Below are 20,528 nucleotides of genomic sequence, written 5' to 3' on the forward strand. Positions count from 1 at the left end.
ATAGTCACTGCCTGGACTTTTAATCCGTAGGTCCAGGGTTCGAATCCCTGCGCCCTCATTCTTAAGAGCCTTAAGCTTCAATAGCTTAAGGCTCTTTTATTTTACTGCCTTTGTACACGAAGGATTGATTTTCAAAGTGTACCTGATTTGCTCGTTTCAATTGCAGCAAAACAGCGATTAGGAGTCTTAGAGCTGTCTGTGCTCCAGGCCACTTTGAATCGCTTTATTCGGCCTTGAAAATCCTGAGAAGGCAGTTCATGCCTCCATCGCTAACTTCACATCAGTGGGCCTCTGAGGCAGCCTGTTGGCGCCGCGAGGCCAGGAAACAGGCAGAAGTCGGCGACCGACTTGAGCTTGAACTCTCTCGTGGGTGAAGGTGTCTGTGCTGTCTTCGCAGGAGAACTTGCCGCGACCGCCGGTGGTTCGACCGACTGGCCGATGCCCGACATAAACAGACAGAAGCCACCTGCTGCGAAGCAGAGTAAAATTGTAAACAGCCGTATCACAGGCGATACCGGCTGAGATTGAGGGGCATTTCGTTTCACTCTAATTTCTCCTCGATCGAGAGTGCGGTTTTGATCTGAAGCATTCTTTCGTCATTTTAAGAAGATTTATTTTAACTGTTCTAATGTTTCTTCAGCATCTGAATCATACATGTCTCCATAACGCTTCATAATGTAAGCACTATTGGGCCATTCTAAATGATTTAACCAGGGCTGTAGCTTCTCACTGAGTGCATCCACATCAGGGCAGCTTAGAAATAATCGATATTCCCCATCTAGTGTATCAATTCCCTCATACGATCCAAAATAGGGAGCATCGATTGATTGCAGGACCAGTTGAGCATCCAGTTCATCTTCCAGTTTTTTGATAGCTTTCTTCTCAGTTGAGATAGGTTTCTCTTTGTTAAGTTGTAGGAAAAGTACCAAAGTTTGTTTTTTTAAGTCTTTCCTAATAGCAGCTTTCTTATGTGTCTTCTTTCCTTGAATCCTCCAATCTTCCCCCCTCTTGTATGGCCAAATCTTCACAAAACGAAAACCACTGAGTCCACTGCTTAAAACTCGATCGACAAAACTATCTGTTACAATTACTCCCATAGGCCATTGATAGATTCGAAATATTGAGAGCCCTAATAATTTCTGTTTATGAAATTCAAAGAAATCGATTGTCATTGGAGCGTACTCACAATCTGACTTCTGAGTATTAAGTGCATCACTAATCGTCGTAATGTTATAAAAATAGTACTCCCCCACGTCGGTTGCCAGCGGAAGTAGTTCTCCGTTTGGTAGTAAAAAATCCTTTAAATAGCCGCAAGCGCGACTACTAAAAGCAGGAAAATACATATCTATTCCTGGATAGTCATTGAAGGGCACAACCCGACCAATTACTTCTGGCGTTTGCCATTTTCTATGCAGCTTTTCTTGGCACCACTTTTTGTTCAAATCAGTGACACCATATCCAGGTGTGATATCATCTTGTAAATTATCTCTTCCGAGAAGGGATGGCGTTTCTTTAAGTGCAAAACCTTCAAATACTGGGTTGTCTGTTATGATACGTAACTCATAAAGCTCTTTTATTTTCTCTTTTCTCATTGGATAAACTCCCCAGCCTCAATTCTCTTCCACATTAATGTCAATGCTTTTTCAACAGCATCTTTTGAATTCGCTGACTGAAAGGCTTTGCCTAGTTCTAAAAAATACTCATCCGTATGGGTCCCTGCATGTCCTGCTTTTGCCCAAAAACCATTTATGTTAGTGTCTCGAAGTTTTTTGCCAAGATAAGTATTAAACTTTTTCTGCGCTGTCTTGATTGCGTTTTGTACAGACTGCGATCGCTTAGAAAAATTATTAGTCGGAACAATGTGAGCAGCCTGATAACCACCTTGGGGTCTAGGAATTTTATTATTTGTCAAATCCTGTCCAAGAGCCTTCGAATGCTTACTTGTATTGCACTTATTATGCGCCAAAACAGGCGGCCCGCGATACCCATTGGCGGCGACGAAGTAATTGTGAAAGCCTTCGACTTCGACGTTGTAGACGGTGACGCCTTCGGGGTACGGTTCGTGGCGGGTGGAGGTGACGGTGATGAAGTGGCCGTTGGCGCCGGTCAGTTTGGTGCCGGGGGTTAGCTGTTTGGCTTCCACATACTCGTCGGCTGAAGGAACCCAGAAGGGATGCTCGTCGGTGGTTTTGATCGTCCGGGTGCTGCCGTCCTCGCTTTTGACTTCCAGAATGCGGAGATGATCCACTTGTCGCTGGAACGTCTGCTTGACGGTCTTCTGTTCCCGCTGGCCTGTCTCATGGTTGAGGGCCATGATCGTATCACCCACCTTGAATTCGGCGACCGACTTGAGCTTATACTCTCCCGTGGGTGAAGATGGCTGCGCTCTCTTCTCATGCGCACTAGCCGCAACCGTCGGCTCTTCCACCGACTGGCCGATGCCCGACTTAAACAGACAGAAGCCACCTGCTGCGAAGCAGAGCAAAGCAGAGCAGACTGTTCGCAAACAGCAGCGTAAACAGTAGTCATCACTTACGAATGACCAAGAAAACTATTTTTGGTTCCGGACACCTTTGTTCTGTGCCACGTTTTTCTGTGGCAAAAGATTATCGCCGGGAGCGGCGCGTTTCGGTCGTCCCATAATCGACGAATTTAGCGGGATTCCCCTAGCATTGTCAACAAAAGGTTCCTGACACGAATGGCACTGCCTGTTGTTGTGAAAGAGTTTGCGTTCATACAGTTGCCCTTCTTTGTTGATGGTAATGGTATCTCGGTTGCTTCAGCAAAGCCAGCACTTTGGTGCGGCGTTTATTGGCTCTGGGTTCTGTTCGGCCGGTGCGATGCCCTACACGTTCGCTGCTGGGGACCTGCTGTCCGAGTGTGGCTAATTCCTCGGTCGTCTGCGTGACGGCTCCCAGCAACCAACTTGCAGCCAGCAGCTGTTGCGTGGCGGTAAACGAGAGCGAGCGCGGATCTCGGCCTGTCGCCATACCACTCTGCAGCATCTTCAACCGAATCAGATTGTACGCCAGCAGACACGACCAGAGTTCGGTAAGCACCATGGCCGGAGACTTTGCCCGTAGAATATCCATGCCCAGAGAACACTTGATACTGCGAATGTCCAGTTCGATCAGCCAGCGGCTCTGATACACGGCGGCGATCCAGCGTGCCGGGCATGCTTTCCGATCTGTGATGGTGGTGGCAATCGTAAAAGTTTTGGTGCGACACCCCGGCTGACTGACCTGCACATCGACCAGGCGCAGAGTGAGTGTCAGCGGCTGTCGCCGGTATTCCTGACGGGCCATCCAGGCAGGACGGACGGGGGGACGTAACCACGTCACCAGGCGCTCTCGCTTGTTCAGTCGGCGTGCGGTTTGCGGATGATCGTCTCGCAGGTGATGATTTTTCATCAGGATCTGCACGCCCCGGGTACGGCAAGCACTCACCAGCCAGTACGTGCAGTAATACGAGTCAGCTACCAGAATATCGCCCGGTCGGAGTACATCGAGCATTTGCCAAAGCAGGGCTGTTTCGCCACTCCCTTTACCGCTGTAAGGTCCGCTCACCAGGTCAACCAGCAGTCCGGTAGTCATCGAAATCAGAGAAACGCAGCGGAGAACGGGGAACCCGAGCCCTGGCTTCTGTGCCGGATTCTGCGGATAGGCCCGCTGATTCTCAGGCGTATCGGCGGCCGTGATGGTGAAGCCGTCGACAAGCAGAATGCGACCGCCGGTGCTCCGTGATTTCACATCGGCCACGTTGGAAGGACTGAGGCGCGCCGCTGACTGCTCTCGGGACTGGACACAGTTCTGGTCACAGGCCGCTTCGGCATCGGCGGCAAGTTGCTGGACGATCTCACGGATGGTGGTAAAGGACAGTTTGAGTCGCGCCCGACAGTAAGCACCAGTATTCGTGCTGCAGACTCGCCGGCCCAGTGCCGCCCAGAAGCTGGCAACACGGATGACGGCTGCTTTACAGCTGCGCTGCTCGCCGGAAAAGAAGACCTGAGAGATTAACGCCCAGAGCGTGATCGCCGGTGTGTAGATGGCATCGGGGTCATTGCCAAAATCGATTTCGTGTTCGTCAAACACCTGCTGCCAGCGTTGATCGTCAAGGACGTCGGCTAGCGGCAGGCTGCTCTCCTGCATCATCGAACGTTTGAAAAGAGAAAATGATGCTGCATTCACTCGGGAAGATGATATAAATGGCATAGGACCTTCCTTGGTCAAATGTTTTGCCCACACCAACCCAAGGAAGGCCCTGCCAGAACGCAGCATAATGCCAGGAGAGGTTTTGCCAAACTCAATTTCCAGCGAACTGGCAAAAAAATCAGAAAATCAAAACATGTGACGATGTCACATGGGAACCGTTGCGCATACTCAAAGCAAAAAAACACCGGCAGTGCCATTCGTTCCTGACACCTTTTTCCTTCTGTGCAATGAAATTCACTGGAAATGAGGAAAGACTTCGTTTCTGAAAAAAGCTGTTTTGATGGCTCATACTTATTTCAGAAGCGGTCGGGACAGTGGTCAAAAGATCCGAATGGCAGACATCGAATCAGGTTTCTGAGACCGAAACCCGCTGCACCTTCTGTCAACATGGGACATTTAACCACATTTAGTCAAAATACATCATCCTTCCACACCAGATTCAAATGGCCTTGTGAATACTACTACACAATACGTATTGATGTGAACAGGTCCATTCACTTTACCGATTATTAGCATTGTAGCAGTAATACCAATGCTAATGATGATGCGCCTTCCCGTCACATGATCTGATTGCTTTCGAGACAGCTAATTAACACTGGTAAGTGTCGTACGATTGGGCTGAGCCTGATCGAATCACTTCGTCGTTCAAGTGTTTCCATATTAAGCGGCATACAAATTGATGCATTTCTCTTTAACAGGATCAAAAAAGTTATGAGTCGGGTCAAAATTCAAAAGATCGGCGTTTACTGTCTGCTGGCAACCTTTATGGCAAATTCCATCTTGCCAACACAGCTTCTCGCCGGAAGCTGGTCATTTTATAAGATTGGAAAAACAACCACAGTCGAAGAACTGGCGAAGAAAATCGATCACGTGCAACACCGTCTCGACAAGTACGGCACGATCGTTGCCAAATCCCCAGACGTCTGGGGAGAATCCCGTTTACTTCAACACCGAGACGAATTTGAAAAAGAATTACATGATGACTTAACCAAATTCAGGGAAACACTATCAGGAGCCCAGTCAACACGAGACTCTGCCTTCCTGGCAAGTGCGTTGTCACTGTCCACTGTTTTGGGAACCCCTATCGCAACCTCACCGAACTCAGAGGAAGTGAAATCGAACACACAAATATTTGTGGCCACTCCAGATCAGCTTGTCCCGGATAATGCCACGATTAATTCTAAAGACGGTAATCTGGTTTCCCGTTCATCGGGCTTTGGCCCGCAGTTTGCGAATGAATTCACAAGTGCAATTTCATCGGAGCAGAAACTCGGTATCTCTCTGGAACCAACGGTTTTCCTCGATCAGAAAAAACGCTATCTGGATCACCTGAATGCCTTGCGCAGGCTGAATGAAGGTGACGACATCGCCGACTCCCCGGGCTATGCATTAAATCTGGTCCGCATTCCCGTTTCCGTCCTCCCTGGCCGCGAAACACGTCAGGGTTATGGTGCGCAAGTCTCAATTACCGTCGACCCCTATGCCAGCGAAGAACTGCTACCAGAAGCATTTCGTAATTTCGTCATCAACGGCGTCATCAATCGCATCGCTCCCACAGTCACTAATGTCATCAACAACGATACAGAATTTGAAAGACTTGAAATATACTGGAAGAAATATAAGGATTCTCTAACGAAAAAACCAAAAGATTCTAAAAGCTACAGCGAACTGAACATAGAGTATCAAAGGTTAAGAGCTGAAAATAATATGGAATCAGCAAAACAAGTCCGGATCGATCTGAATAAAGCCGAGTTGGCATTAGACCCCCTCCGTCAGCCAGTATTAGAAAGCTTAGATAGTGGGCGAGCTGGCGTGATCGAACACCTTGGTTCGGCTCCTTTTGTCAATTCGAAACGAGCTTATCCCCCTTCACTTTCTGAGGCCGTTTCAGGAACCTCACTGGTACCAGCAGTCATTTCTGCTCACAAACACTTAGAAATGAACGGTGACTTAATCCATCTGGAAGATGTTCGTCGATACCTGACCCTGGAAATCCAGGCTGCTTATGACCTGCTCAGCCAACCCCAATTAGCAGAGCTTTGGTTTGATACAACCTACTTAGATAGTATCAAAAACGCCATCATTGAACATCGGACAGCTCCCAGTGGTGAATCACTTCCTGAAAAACTGTCACAATTACGAGGCATGTATTACGGAAGAGTGAATTCGATTTTCCCAGGAGCAAAATTTAGTACAACAGAAAATCTCGGTTGGCATATTTTAGTCGAATCGGTGATGTTAAACGAACGTCTGATTGATGATATGAAGTCCGTTTCTGCCAACAAAAACTGTTGTCAGATGCCCCCCGACGGCCTGAAGTTCTATGGTCCCAATCCGAGCATCGAAGCCCGTGTCGCCTTTCAGGATTACATTCGGTGTCGCTGGCCCATTCATGTATTCGCGTTAGATCCTGTCACCGATGATCAAAATATCGCCGATGCATTCAGTCAGCGTCGTGAACTGCAACTGGCTCTGGCAATCGCTGCTTCCAAAGGAATCTTCGGAGCACAGAGTTTGACGCGTTTTGTGCGTCGTCTGGAGTACGATCTGGAAACAATCCAGTTGAACCGCACCGCCATCGGATTCTCTCACGGGGAAGATACGTTCGGCTGGAGGTTCTATCCGCGCGTTCAAAGTCTCCCCGCCCCCGGAAGCATCACGGCGTTTGGGCAAACGCTGATTGGAGGGCAGTCTCGGGAAAAACGACTGAAACACCAAATGCTGGAGCCGGCAATGCGTGAATGTTCGGCTTTGATCGTGATGCCGTCCTTCATCCCCTATATCACGGTTGATGTACAGACCAACTGGTTTAAATTGAGCACCAGCTTCACTGGCAAGTATTTGAAGCGACAACTCGATCTCTCCGATGCCGTCGAACTGAGTAAAGATGTCACGAAACTGCGTGAACTGGCCAGTCTCTGTAAAAAAGACGAACATCTTTATCGTGATGGAGAAACACATCGTCTGCTGCGGGCCGTCGATCAGATTGAACGGCAATTGCCCCTGCAGACGGCGTATGTTCAAATCCCCTATGAAAATAATTTGAGCGGATTTGAAATTTTCAATAATGGCGTCACCGATCTCGGACCGGAACTCATCGACTGGTATGGCGGTCCTGGAATTGCCGTCGGCGGCCCCAACTATGAAGTGAAGGATCATCAGATCCATGAAGCAACGTCAAATGCGCCAGTAACCAGAACGACTCTGGAAAGCCGATCACAACTGAAGATCGACAACCCTCCTACAACCCTGTTTCTGGTCGGAAAGAATTTCACTTCCCTGGGAAATAAAACACGCATCATCGCTGGTGGCGTTGATATCTCGGGTGACAGAATATTAGTCAGCCGCAATGTATTGCAAGTCACCGTTCCGTCGCACGTTGTTGTTGAAGAATCTAAAACCCCGAATGGCCAGAGATATGTTGACGTGCATATCGCGACACCGCATGGTGTAACAAGCCATCTGGAGATTCCAGCCGTAGAACCTCAGGCAACTGCTGTTCAGGCCAGTATCAATGCCAGGCTTGCCATAGTCGAAAAAGAGATCAAAGCGGCAAAGCAAAATCCGCCTTTACAATTCGAATGGCTCACCACCGAAATTGAAGGATGTCTCGATCTTGACCCAACGACACGATGCATCAATCTACAAATACGAGATGACACTCAAATCAAAATTAATTCAGAAGTTCTACTTCCTGAAGTACAAAAAATCAAACTGCTGGCTAATCTAAAAATATCAACAGATGGAAAGAATTTCACGAATCTCAAGGGAAAACCCACTGGATGCATTGCCCAAATTGGAATTGATGCGGATCTCCTGCCGTGTGTGGATCCTAACGCTATGCAACAGGTTGCCGTGGCTCAGATTCCCGCATTCACTCTCTCATCTGCAATTGCAGATGCAATTTCCCTAAGCAATCATGTCAATAATGACATTAAAGCGATTCAGCTCAGCGGCAATATCCAAGTCTATCTTAATGGCAACCTGGACCCGCTACCGCTCTACTCTGTCAACAAAAGCCTGACTATCAAACTGGCTCACTGTAACGAGTGTAAAAAGTGTGATGATACCACTACCGGTGCAGCTCCGGCGTCGGTACCGGCATCAGGAATAGCGGCTCCGGTCTCAGCACCTTCAGCCCCATTACCTTTACCCAAACCGAAAGCACCAATATTAAAGCCCATGAACTCTTCAATGCTGCCTCCGCCGGCCAGTCGACCTGTGCGACAAGTCAGCGGAACTATCCCGGAGACCAATTCCAGATCAGTTATGATGCTCTCGATCAGTCCCTAGAGGTAGTTCTAAAACCACAAACTTCTTGATCAGTCTGTGATAGTAATAATCTGAGTGCCGCGCCTGGACAATCAGCTGACACCTTAGAACGTCTAACGCATGTCCTTGAGTATGTATAAAACCCAAAGCGCTGATGGACAGCAGCTTTCGATGAAATAGTACACAAGGAAATCAGTCCCCGCGCCCTCATGTTCAAGAGCCTTAAGCTGCCATCGCTTAAGGCTCTTTTATTTTACTGCCTTTGTTCCTGAATGATTGACTTTGGTAGTGGACCTGACTTGCTGGTTTTATATGCTTGTATGCAGCGAACATCGAACCACAGGCCTCATTAGGCTGGTTGCTCATGTTACCTCTGGAGTATTGGACTAATACAGATATTATGATGATCGTGGCCAGATGACTGACTTGCCAGTTAAACTGGCCTGACAGTGCTCGTATCGCGTTTCTGATAAATGATCAAGCAGGGTTTAAAGGATATTTAATGAACTCCGTACAAAGCTGCGTCGTTGGTTCAAAGGTCCGACCATTTCAATTGCACGCGGTTAGCCCCCACCTTCAACCCAAGCAGATCCAATCCGAAGATTACCAGGGACGCTGGCTGGCACTGATATTCTATCCACATGACTTCTCGTTTGTCTGTCCCACCGAACTCACAGGATTCAGCGCGGAGAAATCGCAGTTTGATCAACTCAACTGTGAACTGCTGGGGGTAAGCATTGACTCCCTCGAGACACACTCTCAGTGGCTTCAAACTCCCGCGAACGAAGGTGGTGTTGAAGGACTCCGATTTCCCCTGGCTTCTGATCCCCAGGGCGCGCTTTGTAAATATTATGGTGTCTGGCGTGAAGCCGACGATCTGCCCAATCGCGGGTTGTTTCTGATTGACCCGGAAGGGACCCTGCGCTTCGCCGCCAGTTATGACTTGAGCGTGGGGCGGAATGTTCAAGACGTCCTGCGAGTTTTAGACGCTTTACAGGCGGGAGGACTCTGTCCGGCCAACTGGAAGCGTGCCGATGGAGTGCTGGATACCGCGTCGCTTTTGAAGTCGGGCCGGGTACTCGGCCATTACCGTATCGTACGCGAGTTGGGTCTCGGGGCTTTCGGGCAGGTTTTCGAAGCAGACGACTTGCGTCTCGAGCGCAAAGTCGCGCTCAAAGTGATCTCAAAACAAGATGATCAAACCGAAAAACAAGTCCTGCGGGAAGCACGGTCGGCGGCCGGTATCAATCATCCGAATGTCTGCACGATTTATTCTGCGGATTTAATTGACACCTTACCGACGATTGTCATGGAGTATATTGATGGTTGCTCACTCGCAGATATGATTGGCACCGGATTCGATCACCGTCAATTCCGCAGGATCGCTTCTCATATTGCCTTGGGACTGGCTGCCGCTCACGAAAAGGGAATCGTTCACGGAGACCTGAAGCCTGCGAATATTCTGCTGCGCGGCGGAGACGAACCGGTCATTGTCGACTTTGGGCTCGCTCGTTCTTATCGCCAGATCGGTGTCGTCACCAGGACCAGTTCAGATAACGCACCACAATTCCCGGTAACGACGAAAACAGATGTCGCTACTGAATCGAAAGAATCAGAGCTGGATTTAGATGAGACCATTGTGCTTGATTCCAATCCAATCGCCCCTGCCACGATCTCGGCTGACGACTCCAACGGGATCTCTGGCACGCCGGCTTATATGTCTCCCGAACAGGCCCGTGGAGCGCAATTGAGTGCAGCCAGCGACATCTTCTCCCTGGGATTAATTTTCGTAGAGATGCTGTGTGGTGAATCTGTAATGCGAGACATGACGGCTCTGGAAATCATCTCTGCTTTATGGAAAACTGATTTCGTCGAATCTCTGACAGAGCAGATTCCCCAGGAGTTCCGCAGCGATCTGCTTGACCTGTTTGCGATGGAGCCCGGCAAACGCCCCAGTGCGAAAGAGGTGAGCAGGAGGATGGCGGAGCAGAACTGAGCATTCTTGCTAAGCCTGACATTCTCTTGTATGCAGTCAGCCTTATTTGCCCAATAACAGAGTGGACAGGAAAGAAAAAAGCCCTATCAGAAATAGGATAGCAGAAACCACCATATTGCCTTTCCAGTGCTTCGACTCCTCAGCATCCTTGTAGGACATGTTGATCTCTACTATTGCGAGAAACGCTGTTCCCAATGAGCAGAGAATGGCGATGCTCCCTGTGCCAATCAATGCTTTGAGCAAGTTCGACATCGGTTGAGGAAATATATTACCTGCGATCGCCAGGAAGACGACAATCGTAGCTGTGCAAAGCGTTGTCTGATGCTTGAAGAAGTCAAATAATAACTTTTCATGCTCATGGTCTTTGGGAGGTAGATCATTTTGGTGTCTTTTGGCATTTGGTTGTTTCTGTGCCGAGCGGTAAAGAGGACAGGATTATGTTACTCCCTTCTCTCGCCCCTCATTATTAATTCAATAGTTTCATATCAAAAGAGAAACCAGAAGTGTGATTAGAGTACCGATAATCCCCGCGCCTACTATTTCTGGGAAACTCACCTATCACTGATTCGACACCCTGCTCTTCCCCAAACGTACAAGGTCCTCTTATGGCGTTTTCAGTAGCGGCCTGAACACATCAAAGGCTTCGATGCTGACCTCGTTGCCTGGCTTGACTTCGAGCTTCAGCGTGTGCTTGCCATGGGGAAGATCGTGCACGAGACGAAAGCGGACTTTTTGTTCCCGACCGGCAAAGTCGACTTGCGGCAGCACGTTACGGATCACTTCAAAAGTAAACTTGTCACCGCTGCGATTCGTCTTTGCCAGGCGCCACAGTTCAGGATCGATAATGATCTGTCCGCTGGTGCTGGTGAACGGTCGGAAGGCGTTACCTTTTCCATCGGCACCGGTCACCGAACCGGTCACTAAATAATCTCCCGCGTCGCTGGTCATGTCGATGGTCCAGGTCTGGGGCCGCAGGTTTTGACCGAGCGAAATGCCATGGGGACAGCGATCGGAAATGTGACGTCGAAAGTCGACATCGGTTGAGTGGAGATCAATGTAGTTGTCAGCGTCCGGCTGGATATACGTGGCGCAGAAAGCCTTGGCCATGTCGGCCGGTTTGCCGTCAATCCAGACCCGCGCCACGCCAGCGTCAGGTTTCCTCCAGCCGATCAAGTCCACTCCTGTGCCGGTGAACTCGACTTCGAGGCTGGCTGGCCCTGTCGTCTGAATGGCTGCCCCTCTCTCAGCGGAATTCCATTTGCCTGTTCTGGCTACTTGTTCCGCGTTCGCAGCGATGCGTGTTTCTCGAGGCGGGAGATGGTCCACTGCAGCATTCGAGCGATGAAAGTGTCGCGCGATATTGGCGTTGATAATATGTGCGGCGTAAGGACTCTGATGAACAGTATCGACCAGCAGGTCGGAAATCTCCAGGCTGTTGTCAAGCATGTAGCGAGTGATCTCGCGGCGACTTTCGACCAGTTCCACCTGGTATCGCGCGCATAGTTCACGCACAGCGGGTGGGTCGAGATGCCGGGTCGCGGCTTCTGGATCTGGCCAGACAGGTTGATGCCCTCGACACCAGTGCAAGGTACCGACGAGAATGTCGGCAGTTATCCGGCTGCGCAGTTCGATCAGTAACTTTTCCAGGCCCGAGGTCGAACCGAAATTATAGACCAGCACCACATCAGGTTGATCGGCAGCCACGAGGTGGCGCGCCCAGCCCCGGGTCAAATGCCAGGGCGTCGAACCTCCGACCATTTTCTTGTAAACGATCGGTGGCGCATTCGGGATCCGTTTGCGAATGGCGGTGATCAGTTGCTCGCCATTTCCCAGGAAGTCGGTAAAACTCGAGCCGATCGCCCAGATCACCAGCGGTCGGGGCGGATCAAAATCGTTTTCGAGTTTGTTAACCGTCTGTGCCATGAACTTGCCATCAGCAGGACGCGGCGGTGCAACATATTCCGGCGCACCTTTCGGTGGCTGTGGTGCCGAAATCAGATTCACGCGGTCATGACGCTCGGCTACGGGCAAGGAGGCAAGATAAAGGTCATCGACAAACACCGCGCCCCGTAAAGACGGCACCTTGTCAACGGGCGTCACCCTGAAGCCGATTAGCGCCGCCTCATACGGCAAGGTGACGACATTACTGTGACGCGTCCACTTTGCCGAAGAGGTGGTACCGACGTTTTCCCTGCTCAAATATTTTCCATCAGCGGTGTAGAACACAACATCAAGTGATGCACTACCATAGCCGGTGCGACCTGCCGCAGCATTGTCGACGCGCACCCACGCTTCAGCGTAAAAGCGGCCGCCGCCCTGCAATAACACTCGATTCGGTTCACTGGCAACGAATGCGACCGCATCCGGACTTTGATCGGCAACACGCAAAGACGCATCTCCTGAATGCGGGAGAGTTGCCGAGCGTTCGATCGTGGCTGCCGTTGAACCAGCACTCCATCGCAACGGGCCGGCCTTTTCAAAACCGGGATTGAAGATCCCATTGCCGTCGGTAGTTTGCGCCAGAGAAGCCGTGTTGCCGACAGCAATCAGCACGACGCCAAGGATCATCGCCAACCATTCGATGTGCAGACACCGCTTCTGTACGAAACGAAGGTTCCTGTTGCTACTCATCCCTTTTCTCCGTTCCGCTCGTGAATTTTGACCTGAGCCAGTTCTTTCCACGGTAAATCAAAGGGGTGCGAACTGCGCTGTAGAAAACCAGCCTTTGATGACTATCGTTATATACGAGTCATGATACACCGTACTGCATGACACAGACAACCTAATCTCCACGAACCGAAAAGTGACAGGCCTCCGGAACCCGAATTCTGCGAAAGCACATGCTATCTCTGCGATACGTTTTTGCTGCGACTGCCTGCTCGCTGTGCTCGAATTGTATTCGGGCGCCCCCTTGATTGGCGTACTTTCTCGTTTTTAACGATAAGTAATAACGGTCAGTTTAAGCGAATGCGTTTCTAACCAGTTACCAGTTTTGTCTGGAACTCACCTTCATTGATGGTAGGACGTTCGGGCCGGCCGTTGTATTCGTAAACCAGTTTCATACGGTCCAGACCCAACAGGTGGAGGATGGACGCGTGCAGATCGTGAACGTGCATGCGATCCTCAATCGCCCGGAGGCCCAGGTCATCGGTGGTACCGATGGTTTGACCGCCTTTGACGCCTCCGCCAGCCATCCACATGGTGAATCCGGTCGGGTTGTGGTCGCGGCCGTCTCCCTTTTCAGACATGGGGGTGCGTCCGAATTCGCCTCCCCAGACGACGAGGGTTTCATCCAGCAAGCCCCGCTGTTTCAGGTCCTTGATTAAACCGGCTACAGGGAGGTCCATCGTTTTGCAGAGCCTGGTATGATTCTTTTCAATACCAGAGTGGGCATCCCACTTACTTCCGGCTCCATGATAGAGCTGTACAAAGCGGACGCCTCGTTCGACCAGCCGACGTGACATCAGACATAAACGACCGAAAGAAGATGTCTCTTCCTGGTCCATGCCGTACAGCTTGCGTGTGTCTTGAGTCTCCTGTGCTAGGTCGACGGCTTCTGGGGCTTCGGCCTGCATGCGGAACGCCAACTCATAGCTGGCGATGCGTGCTTCCAGTTCAGTCTGTCGGGAATGTGCGTTGGTAAATCCCTGGTTCAAAGATTTCAGCAGCGAAAGTTTACTCTGCTGGCGCGTGTCGGTAATTCCTTCAGGATTGTTCAGATTCGGAATCGGTTGTTTGCCTTCCCGCAGTTGAATTCCCTGGTAGACGGCCGGCATAAATCCGGTTCCCCAGTTACGTGGGCCATTCACAACCTGCGAGCGATTATCCTGCATGACGACGAACGAGGGGAGATCCCTGTTTTCCGAGCCCAGCCCGTAGGTAACCCAGCTTCCCAGTGAGGGGCGACCGCCAATCAGCGAGCAGGTATTCATCTGGCAGACGCTTGAAGAATGGTTCAGGCCGTCAGCCCAGCAGGAACGGATCACGGCGATATCGTCGACGCAGGTTGCGATCTCGGGGAGCCAGTCGGAGACCCAGGTACCGGCTTCGCCGTGTTGTTTCCATTTCCGTTTTGAGACCAGCAGCGGTGATCGCGATTCTCCCGCCGCGGTCAGGATTTTGCCGAAACTGTCGGGAAGCGTTTTACCGGCCAGTTTATTTAAAAGCGGCTTGGGATCGAACGTATCAATATGGCTCGGTCCGCCCTCCATGAACAGGAAGATAATGTTCTTCGCCTTTGGTTTATGATGCGGGAGTGGTCCGGCGGTTGTGGATCGACTCGGGGCGGCTGAGGCTTCAGACTGGGAGAGCAGGCTGGCCAGTGCAAGGGCACCGAATCCGTGGCCGCTGGTTTCCAGGAATTCGCGTCGGTTTTGAGGCACTTGAATATGTGGTATTGAAAACATGAAAGAACCTTAATGGACGTAGAGAAATTCATTTGAGTTCAGAAGGATATGGCAGAGATCGACGAAGGCTGCCCGTCGCGGATTGCCGGCTGATGATAACTGGTCTTCATGCGTAATATGATGCTGATGATTCGAGCTGTCCTGGAACATGCCTGGTACAGGATCGAATTTCCAGTAGCCCAGCGTATCCTTCGTCACGGATTCCTGCGTGAAGAGCAGAGACGGGGCGTCCAGCGCCTTTGAGGAAAAGCGGATGTCGTCAATCAGACCGTCAAAGTAACTCTGAGAATTACGGACCATACGTCCGAAAGCGATGGGCAGGTTATTATCCTGAACCTGGACAATCCGGTGTTTCTTGGTAATCCGGCCTAGCTGCTCATCATCATTCGAGAGATCTTTGAGGTAGAAGTCGATTGTGCCTGCCTGTTTACCGGAGACATGAAAACTGACAGCGGCATAGTAGGGAGTGTTAAGCTGAATGTGCTGGTCGGAAAAAATGATCTCGTCACCGACTGAGCCGTCGTTTCTTTTACCGAATGTGCGGAAGACAAGCGTTTGAGGTTTGCGGCGTGAGCCACGGCCCGTCACACCGAATATCCAGCCGGGTTCAGGCACTTTACCGGTCCACTTTGAAGCCAGTGTGCGTACAGCCCCTGATTCGTAGATCGATCGGACCTGGAAAAAGACTTCGATCGTGCAGTTTTCCGGTTTCAATTGTTTGTCATCTGCGACGTAAAAGGGAGACGGCTTGTCCGCTTGAAAAACGACCGACTGTCCAGTGCGGTAAGGCATGGTCGCGGTTTCCAGTTCCTGTAGATCGACGGTGATTTCCTGTTCCGACAGCATCTTTGAGTGACGCGCGAGAAACTCTCTGGCGATGGTCAATTCTTCATCGGTGATTGATCTGCCGAAAACGATCTCCCAGGCGCGACGCAATGCCGCTTCTTCTCTTTTTGCTTCGGGTACTGTTTTTGATTCGTCGAAGGCTCGTTTGGACAGTTGATCGGCGAGTCTCAGCATTTGCTGGCTGTTGAATAGCTGCAGTGATTGAACCGGCGAGGTTGTCGTGTCGCGTGCAGGCACGCTGACGAAAAAGCGAGGTAAATCAAACACATCCAGCAGCGGATCTCGACTGTTTCGCATTACACGCAAATAGATCGACCGTCTGGGGACACTGGCAGCGACACCGGGACCACCTGCCTGTGGATTCAGTTGACCTGTTACAGACAGAATGGAATCGCGGATCTGTTCCGCGTCGAGCCGGCGGGTATCGGCACACCAGTAATACTTATTCCCCGGATCGAGGGCGGACATCTCGGCTTCCTGTGGATGCCGGGCGGATTGGCGATAGGTGGCTGAGGTAACAATCAACCGGTGCAGGTTCTTGAATCGCCAGCCATCTTCGAGAAACTGTCGCGTCAGCCAATCGAGTAATTCAGGATGATCGGGCGGTCCTCCCAGGCGGCCGAAATCGCTGCTGTGCGGTGCCAATCCTTTACCGAAATGATATTGCCAGATACGGTTCACGATCACTCGAGTCGACAGGGGATTGCTTTCCTGCGTGAGCCACTGGGCAAGTGCACTGCGGCGACTGGTTGTTTCTTCGCTTTGGGAGTTGAAATAATCGCCGGGGGTTTCATCCAGAATTGTCAGAAAGCCTGGTTTGCATTCAATCCGTTTTTTGGGAATGGTTGTTTTGGGGGCAACGGGACCGATATCCCTGGCCTGTTGCGCAACCGGTAACGGTGCGGGTTTCAGCTTGTCGAACTTTGCCAGCTTACGTCTTAGCGCGAGGACTTTTTCCTTGTCCTCCGGCTTCAACATTCTGTCGAGCCTGTCGTAATTGTATTCCACCTGCCTCCAGCCGAGTTTGACCAGTTGACGTTCGCGCGGCGTCCGTTCCTCTTCCGGTTTGTCGATCATGGCCTGGATTTCAGGAGGAAACGACTTGACGACTGCTTCGGCTTTCTTGTGATAAGGGATCTGAATTTCTTCGATTTCCTGGCGAATTTCTTTCGTCGCCTGCTCCCAGTCGGCCATTTCGCGATTATACTTCTCCAGTTGTTTCGCAGAGGCAGCGACCTGATCAGTCTGGATCAGAATCGGTTCAAAGAAAGCGCGTAACTGGAAATAGTCTTTTTGCAGGATGGGGTCAAATTTGTGATCATGGCAGCGGGCACACTGCATGCCTACTCCCAGGAAGACATCGCCCACCGTATCGGTCAGTTCGTTCAGCATCAGATTCCACTGACCGGCGACATCGCGGCTGTTCCATTCATAATTGCCATGCGTGAGGAAGCCGGTTGCGATTTGCGCATCGACATTATCGGGGAACAGTTCATCGCCTGCCAGTTGTTCCTGAACGAACTGATTATAAGGTTTATCTTCATTCAGCGAGCGGATCACATAATCCCGATAGCGCCACGCATTCGGGCGAAAGCCGTCAGCGCGATAACCGTCTGAATCAGCGTATCTGACAACATCAAGCCAGTGACGGGCCCAGCGTTCTCCATAGCGTGGACTGTCAAGCAGTCGCTCTACCAGCCGCTCATAGGCATCAGGGCTCTGGTCATTTACGAATTCCTGAACTTCCTCGGGAGTGGGAGGCAGGCCGTGCAGATCAAAATAGACCCGGCGGATCAATGCTTTTCGATCCGCTTCTGGTGACGGAGCCAGTCCCTGTTGTTTTAATTTTGCAAGAATGAAGCGGTCGACTTCGTTTCTGCCCCAGTCAGAGTTTTCAATTTCCGGGACAATCACCTCCTGCAGTGGCTGAATGGCCCACCAGGTGCGATCCTCGTCGGTGAACGCGGGACCGTGTTCTTTACGAACCGGAACAGAATCGTCTGCGCCGGGCCAGGGCGCCCCCAGAGCGACCCATTTTTCGAGGATCTTGATCTGCTTTTCCTTCAGTTTTCCCGAAGGGGGCATCTCGTAGGATTCGTAGCGCACCGCTTCGATGAGCAGGCTTTCGTCTGGTTTTCCGGGAATGATTGATGTACCAGACTCGCCTCCCAGGAGCGTGTGACCGCGCGTGTCGAGACGCAGTGCTCCTTTCTGTTCCTTCTCACCGTGGCAGGACCAGCAGTGTTCTGAAAGAAGCGGGCGTACTTCCTTTTCAAAAAAAGTCATCACTTCCGGTGACAGATCAGCGGCACTGGCCGAGGAAACCGTCAGTAGAGAACAGAAAAGGATACACACAAGGTATTTGAATATGTGAAGCATGAATGTTGAGATCTTGCAAATTATTTCACGGGTGGGAGCCCGACGATGACGACGGGGTCAATACAGTCTTTGTCGTCCTGGGCATCTTGAAGAAAGAGGCCGGTGATCGACCCGCCAGGTGGAATATTCATGTCATCCAGATCGATGCCGATGGCAAACATGCGAGAGGGAACTCTATTAATCAATTGAGATCGCCCAAATTTGGGTAGTGGAGTCCCATCCTCGGCAAAAGCCTGACTCAAGTGAATCAATCGACAACCGGTCATAAACTGCGCATCTGCAGAATAGCCATCAATGTCGTATTTCATGAAAGTTGCTGGATGTGCATTCGGATGACTGGAATGTGGATACAAATGGAATACATCTCCTTCGAGAGAGTGAGCGATTGACTGAGCATCGAAGATGACAATATCGGGACCGGGTGAATTAATAACGGGTTGATCAAAGACAATATTCATACCAGGAGTACCATCTTTTCCTGAAATAAAATCACCCTCAAAATAATCTTTCTGACCGCCGGGATTAATGAACCCCGATGCAAACAGGAGATTCATCGAACCAAATCGATTAAATTCATCCGGGGGAGAATTCGCCGGAACGACACCAAAGACATTCGTTTGAGGCCGAAAATGATTGATACCAGGCAGAATGAAATCGTCACGGTGATAGGTTCGACTCACTCCCCCACGTTGTACAGTCAAAGACGAAAGTTCTTTTGCCTGCCCCAGCTTGTCCTGAATTGTCTCATAGGCAATCAGGCGATCAGGGATCGAGGCCACATACGCATCAACTTGTGGTTTCTCGCCCCCCTCCAATATGTGCAAATCAGTACCCACATAAGCAGAATCGCCCTTGAACAGTGTGCGTTTTTGAGATTTACTCAGAGGAGTGACTTCGGCCTCACCATCCACGACCGACACACTTGATGCCCCGTCTTCAGCAACTTCCACGGAAAAACGGGTTCCCAGATCAATCACTTCACTTGTCGGCGTCGTGACTTCAAAGCCTTCGGCCCCCGCTGGTGCATATACAGAGCAGTTGCCAAGGTTCACGGCAAGCTTTTCGTTATCGACGACCTGAAACTGTGCCGGTGCGCTGAGAATCACTTCGGCGCCCGAAGCAAAAAGAATCTTGATCAACCCTTCCTGCAGCATGTAATGCTCTGCGAAGCGGAAACGACTGCCAATCGAAATGGGAGAACTGGAGCCACGCAACACAGTACGATGCCCTGCAATCAATATCGCTTCGGATAATAATTCGTCGTGATTTTTTCTTCCGGTCGTAGATTCTACCGCTTGCTCTGCAGATTCATTTTCCGCGAATTGTTTTCGTTGTTCAAAAACCGGGAATGTCAAGAGAACAGTTACCACCAGGCAGGATAAAGCGATTGCCGTGAGCGCCCACCCGCTGAAGGGGAATGAATATTTTCGTTGTGCGCGAATCACTTTGAGTTCAGGAGCACTGTTGTGAACGCCCCCCAGCTCAATCAGTGACGCATCCAGCCACATGGTTTCCAGGTACAATGCCTGACGCTCTGGCTGATTTATCAGCAACGACTCCAGAACTTCCGCATCGGCTTTGTCGAGCGAACCTTCGGCAAGCCGGCTTAATAGTCGTCTAAATTCTTCATCATTTTTCTGATTGTTATCAGACATGTTCCACCTCCGCTACGCGTCGCCGCACACAATCTTTCAACTGACTCCGGATTCTGCCAACCCGGTCATAGAGCGCGTTGATTTTCATCCCGATTTCTTCTGCGACGGCCGAGCACTTCCGTCTTTCCCAGTACACCTGTTGCACCAGCCACAGATCTTTTTGACGCAGTGATTTCAAACATTTCTCCAGAGACAGCATCTGTGTACTATGATCGTTTTTATGAGTAGACATACATGCAAAGAGCTGTTCGAGAAGCTGCTCTGAGAAATGATGCCGATCTCGCGATGAGACACGTTGAAAGTTTTTCACTTCGTAAAAAGCGATTCCCATCGCCCATGGGAGAAAATCACAACTCGAATCATACTGGTCAAATTTTTCCCACATAATCATACTGCAACGCTGGTAAACATCTTCTGCATCAGCGTGATCTGCTAATAATGAATAGATGAAAGCATACAATTGACGACGATGAGCTGTCAGCAGTTTTGTAAATTGACTTTCCTGATTCTTCTGCTCCGCGAGCTTTTCCAACACAACTCCACTCCCATCCTTATCATGGCAACACGCAGTTATCCTGGTCTCTATAAGTAATCGTACGCCCAATGGATATTACAGGTTGCGTATTCGAATAATCTACAAAATATTCAATTATTTGTAGTCTCGGAGAGAGACCAGTCTCGACGAACACCCAGAGACCGTTTGTCCATCGCAACCGATGAAAAGCTGGATGTCATATTTTCGGTGCAGCCAGATGAGCTAAAT

The 20,528-nt window shown here is 50.4% G+C and carries 12 protein-coding genes; 3 read left to right on the plus strand and 9 right to left on the minus strand.

Annotated elements, in window-relative coordinates; translation table 11 throughout:
* Positions 1-275: 275 nt before the first annotated feature.
* The 3 genes from GmarT_RS16485 to GmarT_RS16495 all read right to left on the minus strand — a co-directional run bounded on the left by GmarT_RS16485 (position 276) and on the right by GmarT_RS16495 (position 2,314).
* On the minus strand, positions 276-545 hold the full coding sequence (locus GmarT_RS16485; protein WP_149302977.1) for a hypothetical protein: 270 nt from the start codon (positions 543-545) through the stop codon (positions 276-278).
* 66 nt (positions 546-611) lie between these two features.
* Positions 612-1,592: a hypothetical protein gene (locus tag GmarT_RS16490; RefSeq protein ID WP_002647461.1), complete on the minus strand. Its 981-nt coding sequence runs from the start codon at positions 1,590-1,592 to the stop codon at positions 612-614.
* Complete coding sequence (locus tag GmarT_RS16495; RefSeq protein WP_149302979.1) at positions 1,589-2,314, minus strand: polymorphic toxin-type HINT domain-containing protein; 726 nt, start codon at positions 2,312-2,314, stop codon at positions 1,589-1,591. Before GmarT_RS16495 ends, GmarT_RS16490 begins: the two co-directional genes overlap by 4 nt.
* Here GmarT_RS16495 and GmarT_RS16500 point away from each other — a divergent pair.
* Positions 2,313-2,525 carry a hypothetical protein gene (locus GmarT_RS16500; protein ID WP_149302981.1) on the plus strand — a complete coding sequence of 71 codons (213 nt, stop codon included), beginning with the start codon at positions 2,313-2,315 and terminating at the stop codon, positions 2,523-2,525. The genes GmarT_RS16495 and GmarT_RS16500 overlap by 2 nt on opposite strands.
* 207 nt (positions 2,526-2,732) lie before the next feature.
* On the opposite strand, the gene GmarT_RS16505 is transcribed toward GmarT_RS16500, so the two are convergent.
* Complete coding sequence (locus GmarT_RS16505) at positions 2,733-4,211, minus strand: IS4 family transposase (protein ID WP_230682482.1); 1,479 nt, start codon at positions 4,209-4,211, stop codon at positions 2,733-2,735.
* Between the two features lie 711 nt (positions 4,212-4,922).
* Here GmarT_RS16505 and GmarT_RS16510 point away from each other — a divergent pair.
* Positions 4,923-8,504, plus strand: a complete 3,582-nt coding sequence (locus GmarT_RS16510) for a hypothetical protein (RefSeq protein ID WP_044238800.1) — start codon at positions 4,923-4,925, stop codon at positions 8,502-8,504.
* 481 nt (positions 8,505-8,985) lie between these two features.
* Positions 8,986-10,479 (plus strand): bifunctional peroxiredoxin/serine/threonine-protein kinase, encoded by a 1,494-nt coding sequence (locus GmarT_RS16515; protein WP_002647457.1) that lies wholly within the window; start codon positions 8,986-8,988, stop codon positions 10,477-10,479.
* 603 nt (positions 10,480-11,082) lie between these two features.
* On the opposite strand, the gene GmarT_RS16520 is transcribed toward GmarT_RS16515, so the two are convergent.
* The 5 genes from GmarT_RS16520 to GmarT_RS16540 all read right to left on the minus strand — a co-directional run bounded on the left by GmarT_RS16520 (position 11,083) and on the right by GmarT_RS16540 (position 20,300).
* Positions 11,083-13,110: an SGNH/GDSL hydrolase family protein gene (locus tag GmarT_RS16520; RefSeq protein WP_149302983.1), complete on the minus strand. Its 2,028-nt coding sequence runs from the start codon at positions 13,108-13,110 to the stop codon at positions 11,083-11,085.
* A gap of 344 nt (positions 13,111-13,454) precedes the next feature.
* Positions 13,455-14,885 carry a DUF1501 domain-containing protein gene (locus GmarT_RS16525; protein WP_002647454.1) on the minus strand — a complete coding sequence of 477 codons (1,431 nt, stop codon included), beginning with the start codon at positions 14,883-14,885 and terminating at the stop codon, positions 13,455-13,457.
* Positions 14,886-14,894: 9 nt separating this feature from the next.
* On the minus strand, positions 14,895-18,110 hold the full coding sequence (locus tag GmarT_RS16530) for a DUF1549 domain-containing protein (protein WP_002647453.1): 3,216 nt from the start codon (positions 18,108-18,110) through the stop codon (positions 14,895-14,897).
* A gap of 20 nt (positions 18,111-18,130) precedes the next feature.
* A complete protein-coding gene (locus GmarT_RS16535) occupies positions 18,131-19,765 on the minus strand; it encodes a FecR family protein (protein WP_002647452.1) in 1,635 nt (544 codons plus the stop codon).
* Positions 19,758-20,300 carry a sigma-70 family RNA polymerase sigma factor gene (locus GmarT_RS16540; RefSeq protein ID WP_002647451.1) on the minus strand — a complete coding sequence of 181 codons (543 nt, stop codon included), beginning with the start codon at positions 20,298-20,300 and terminating at the stop codon, positions 19,758-19,760. Before GmarT_RS16540 ends, GmarT_RS16535 begins: the two co-directional genes overlap by 8 nt.
* Between the last annotated feature and the right edge of the window lie 228 nt (positions 20,301-20,528).

This window comes from Gimesia maris, from assembly GCF_008298035.1.
In the GTDB taxonomy this organism is placed as follows: domain Bacteria; phylum Planctomycetota; class Planctomycetia; order Planctomycetales; family Planctomycetaceae; genus Gimesia; species Gimesia maris.

Bases quoted from the DNA above. Each gene is read 5' to 3' on its own strand.
- GmarT_RS16490 (WP_002647461.1), bottom strand. From the start codon at position 1,592: ATGAGAAAAGAGAAAATAAAAGAGCTTTATGAGTTACGTATCATAACA.
- GmarT_RS16500 (WP_149302981.1), top strand. From the start codon at position 2,313: ATGATCGTATCACCCACCTTGAATTCGGCGACCGACTTGAGCTTATAC.
- GmarT_RS16495 (WP_149302979.1), bottom strand. From the start codon at position 2,314: ATGGCCCTCAACCATGAGACAGGCCAGCGGGAACAGAAGACCGTCAAG.
- GmarT_RS16505 (WP_230682482.1), bottom strand. From the start codon at position 4,211: ATGCCATTTATATCATCTTCCCGAGTGAATGCAGCATCATTTTCTCTT.
- GmarT_RS16510 (WP_044238800.1), top strand. From the start codon at position 4,923: ATGAGTCGGGTCAAAATTCAAAAGATCGGCGTTTACTGTCTGCTGGCA.
- GmarT_RS16515 (WP_002647457.1), top strand. From the start codon at position 8,986: ATGAACTCCGTACAAAGCTGCGTCGTTGGTTCAAAGGTCCGACCATTT.
- GmarT_RS16520 (WP_149302983.1), bottom strand. From the start codon at position 13,110: ATGAGTAGCAACAGGAACCTTCGTTTCGTACAGAAGCGGTGTCTGCAC.
- GmarT_RS16525 (WP_002647454.1), bottom strand. From the start codon at position 14,885: ATGTTTTCAATACCACATATTCAAGTGCCTCAAAACCGACGCGAATTC.
- GmarT_RS16530 (WP_002647453.1), bottom strand. From the start codon at position 18,110: ATGCTTCACATATTCAAATACCTTGTGTGTATCCTTTTCTGTTCTCTA.
- GmarT_RS16535 (WP_002647452.1), bottom strand. From the start codon at position 19,765: ATGTCTGATAACAATCAGAAAAATGATGAAGAATTTAGACGACTATTA.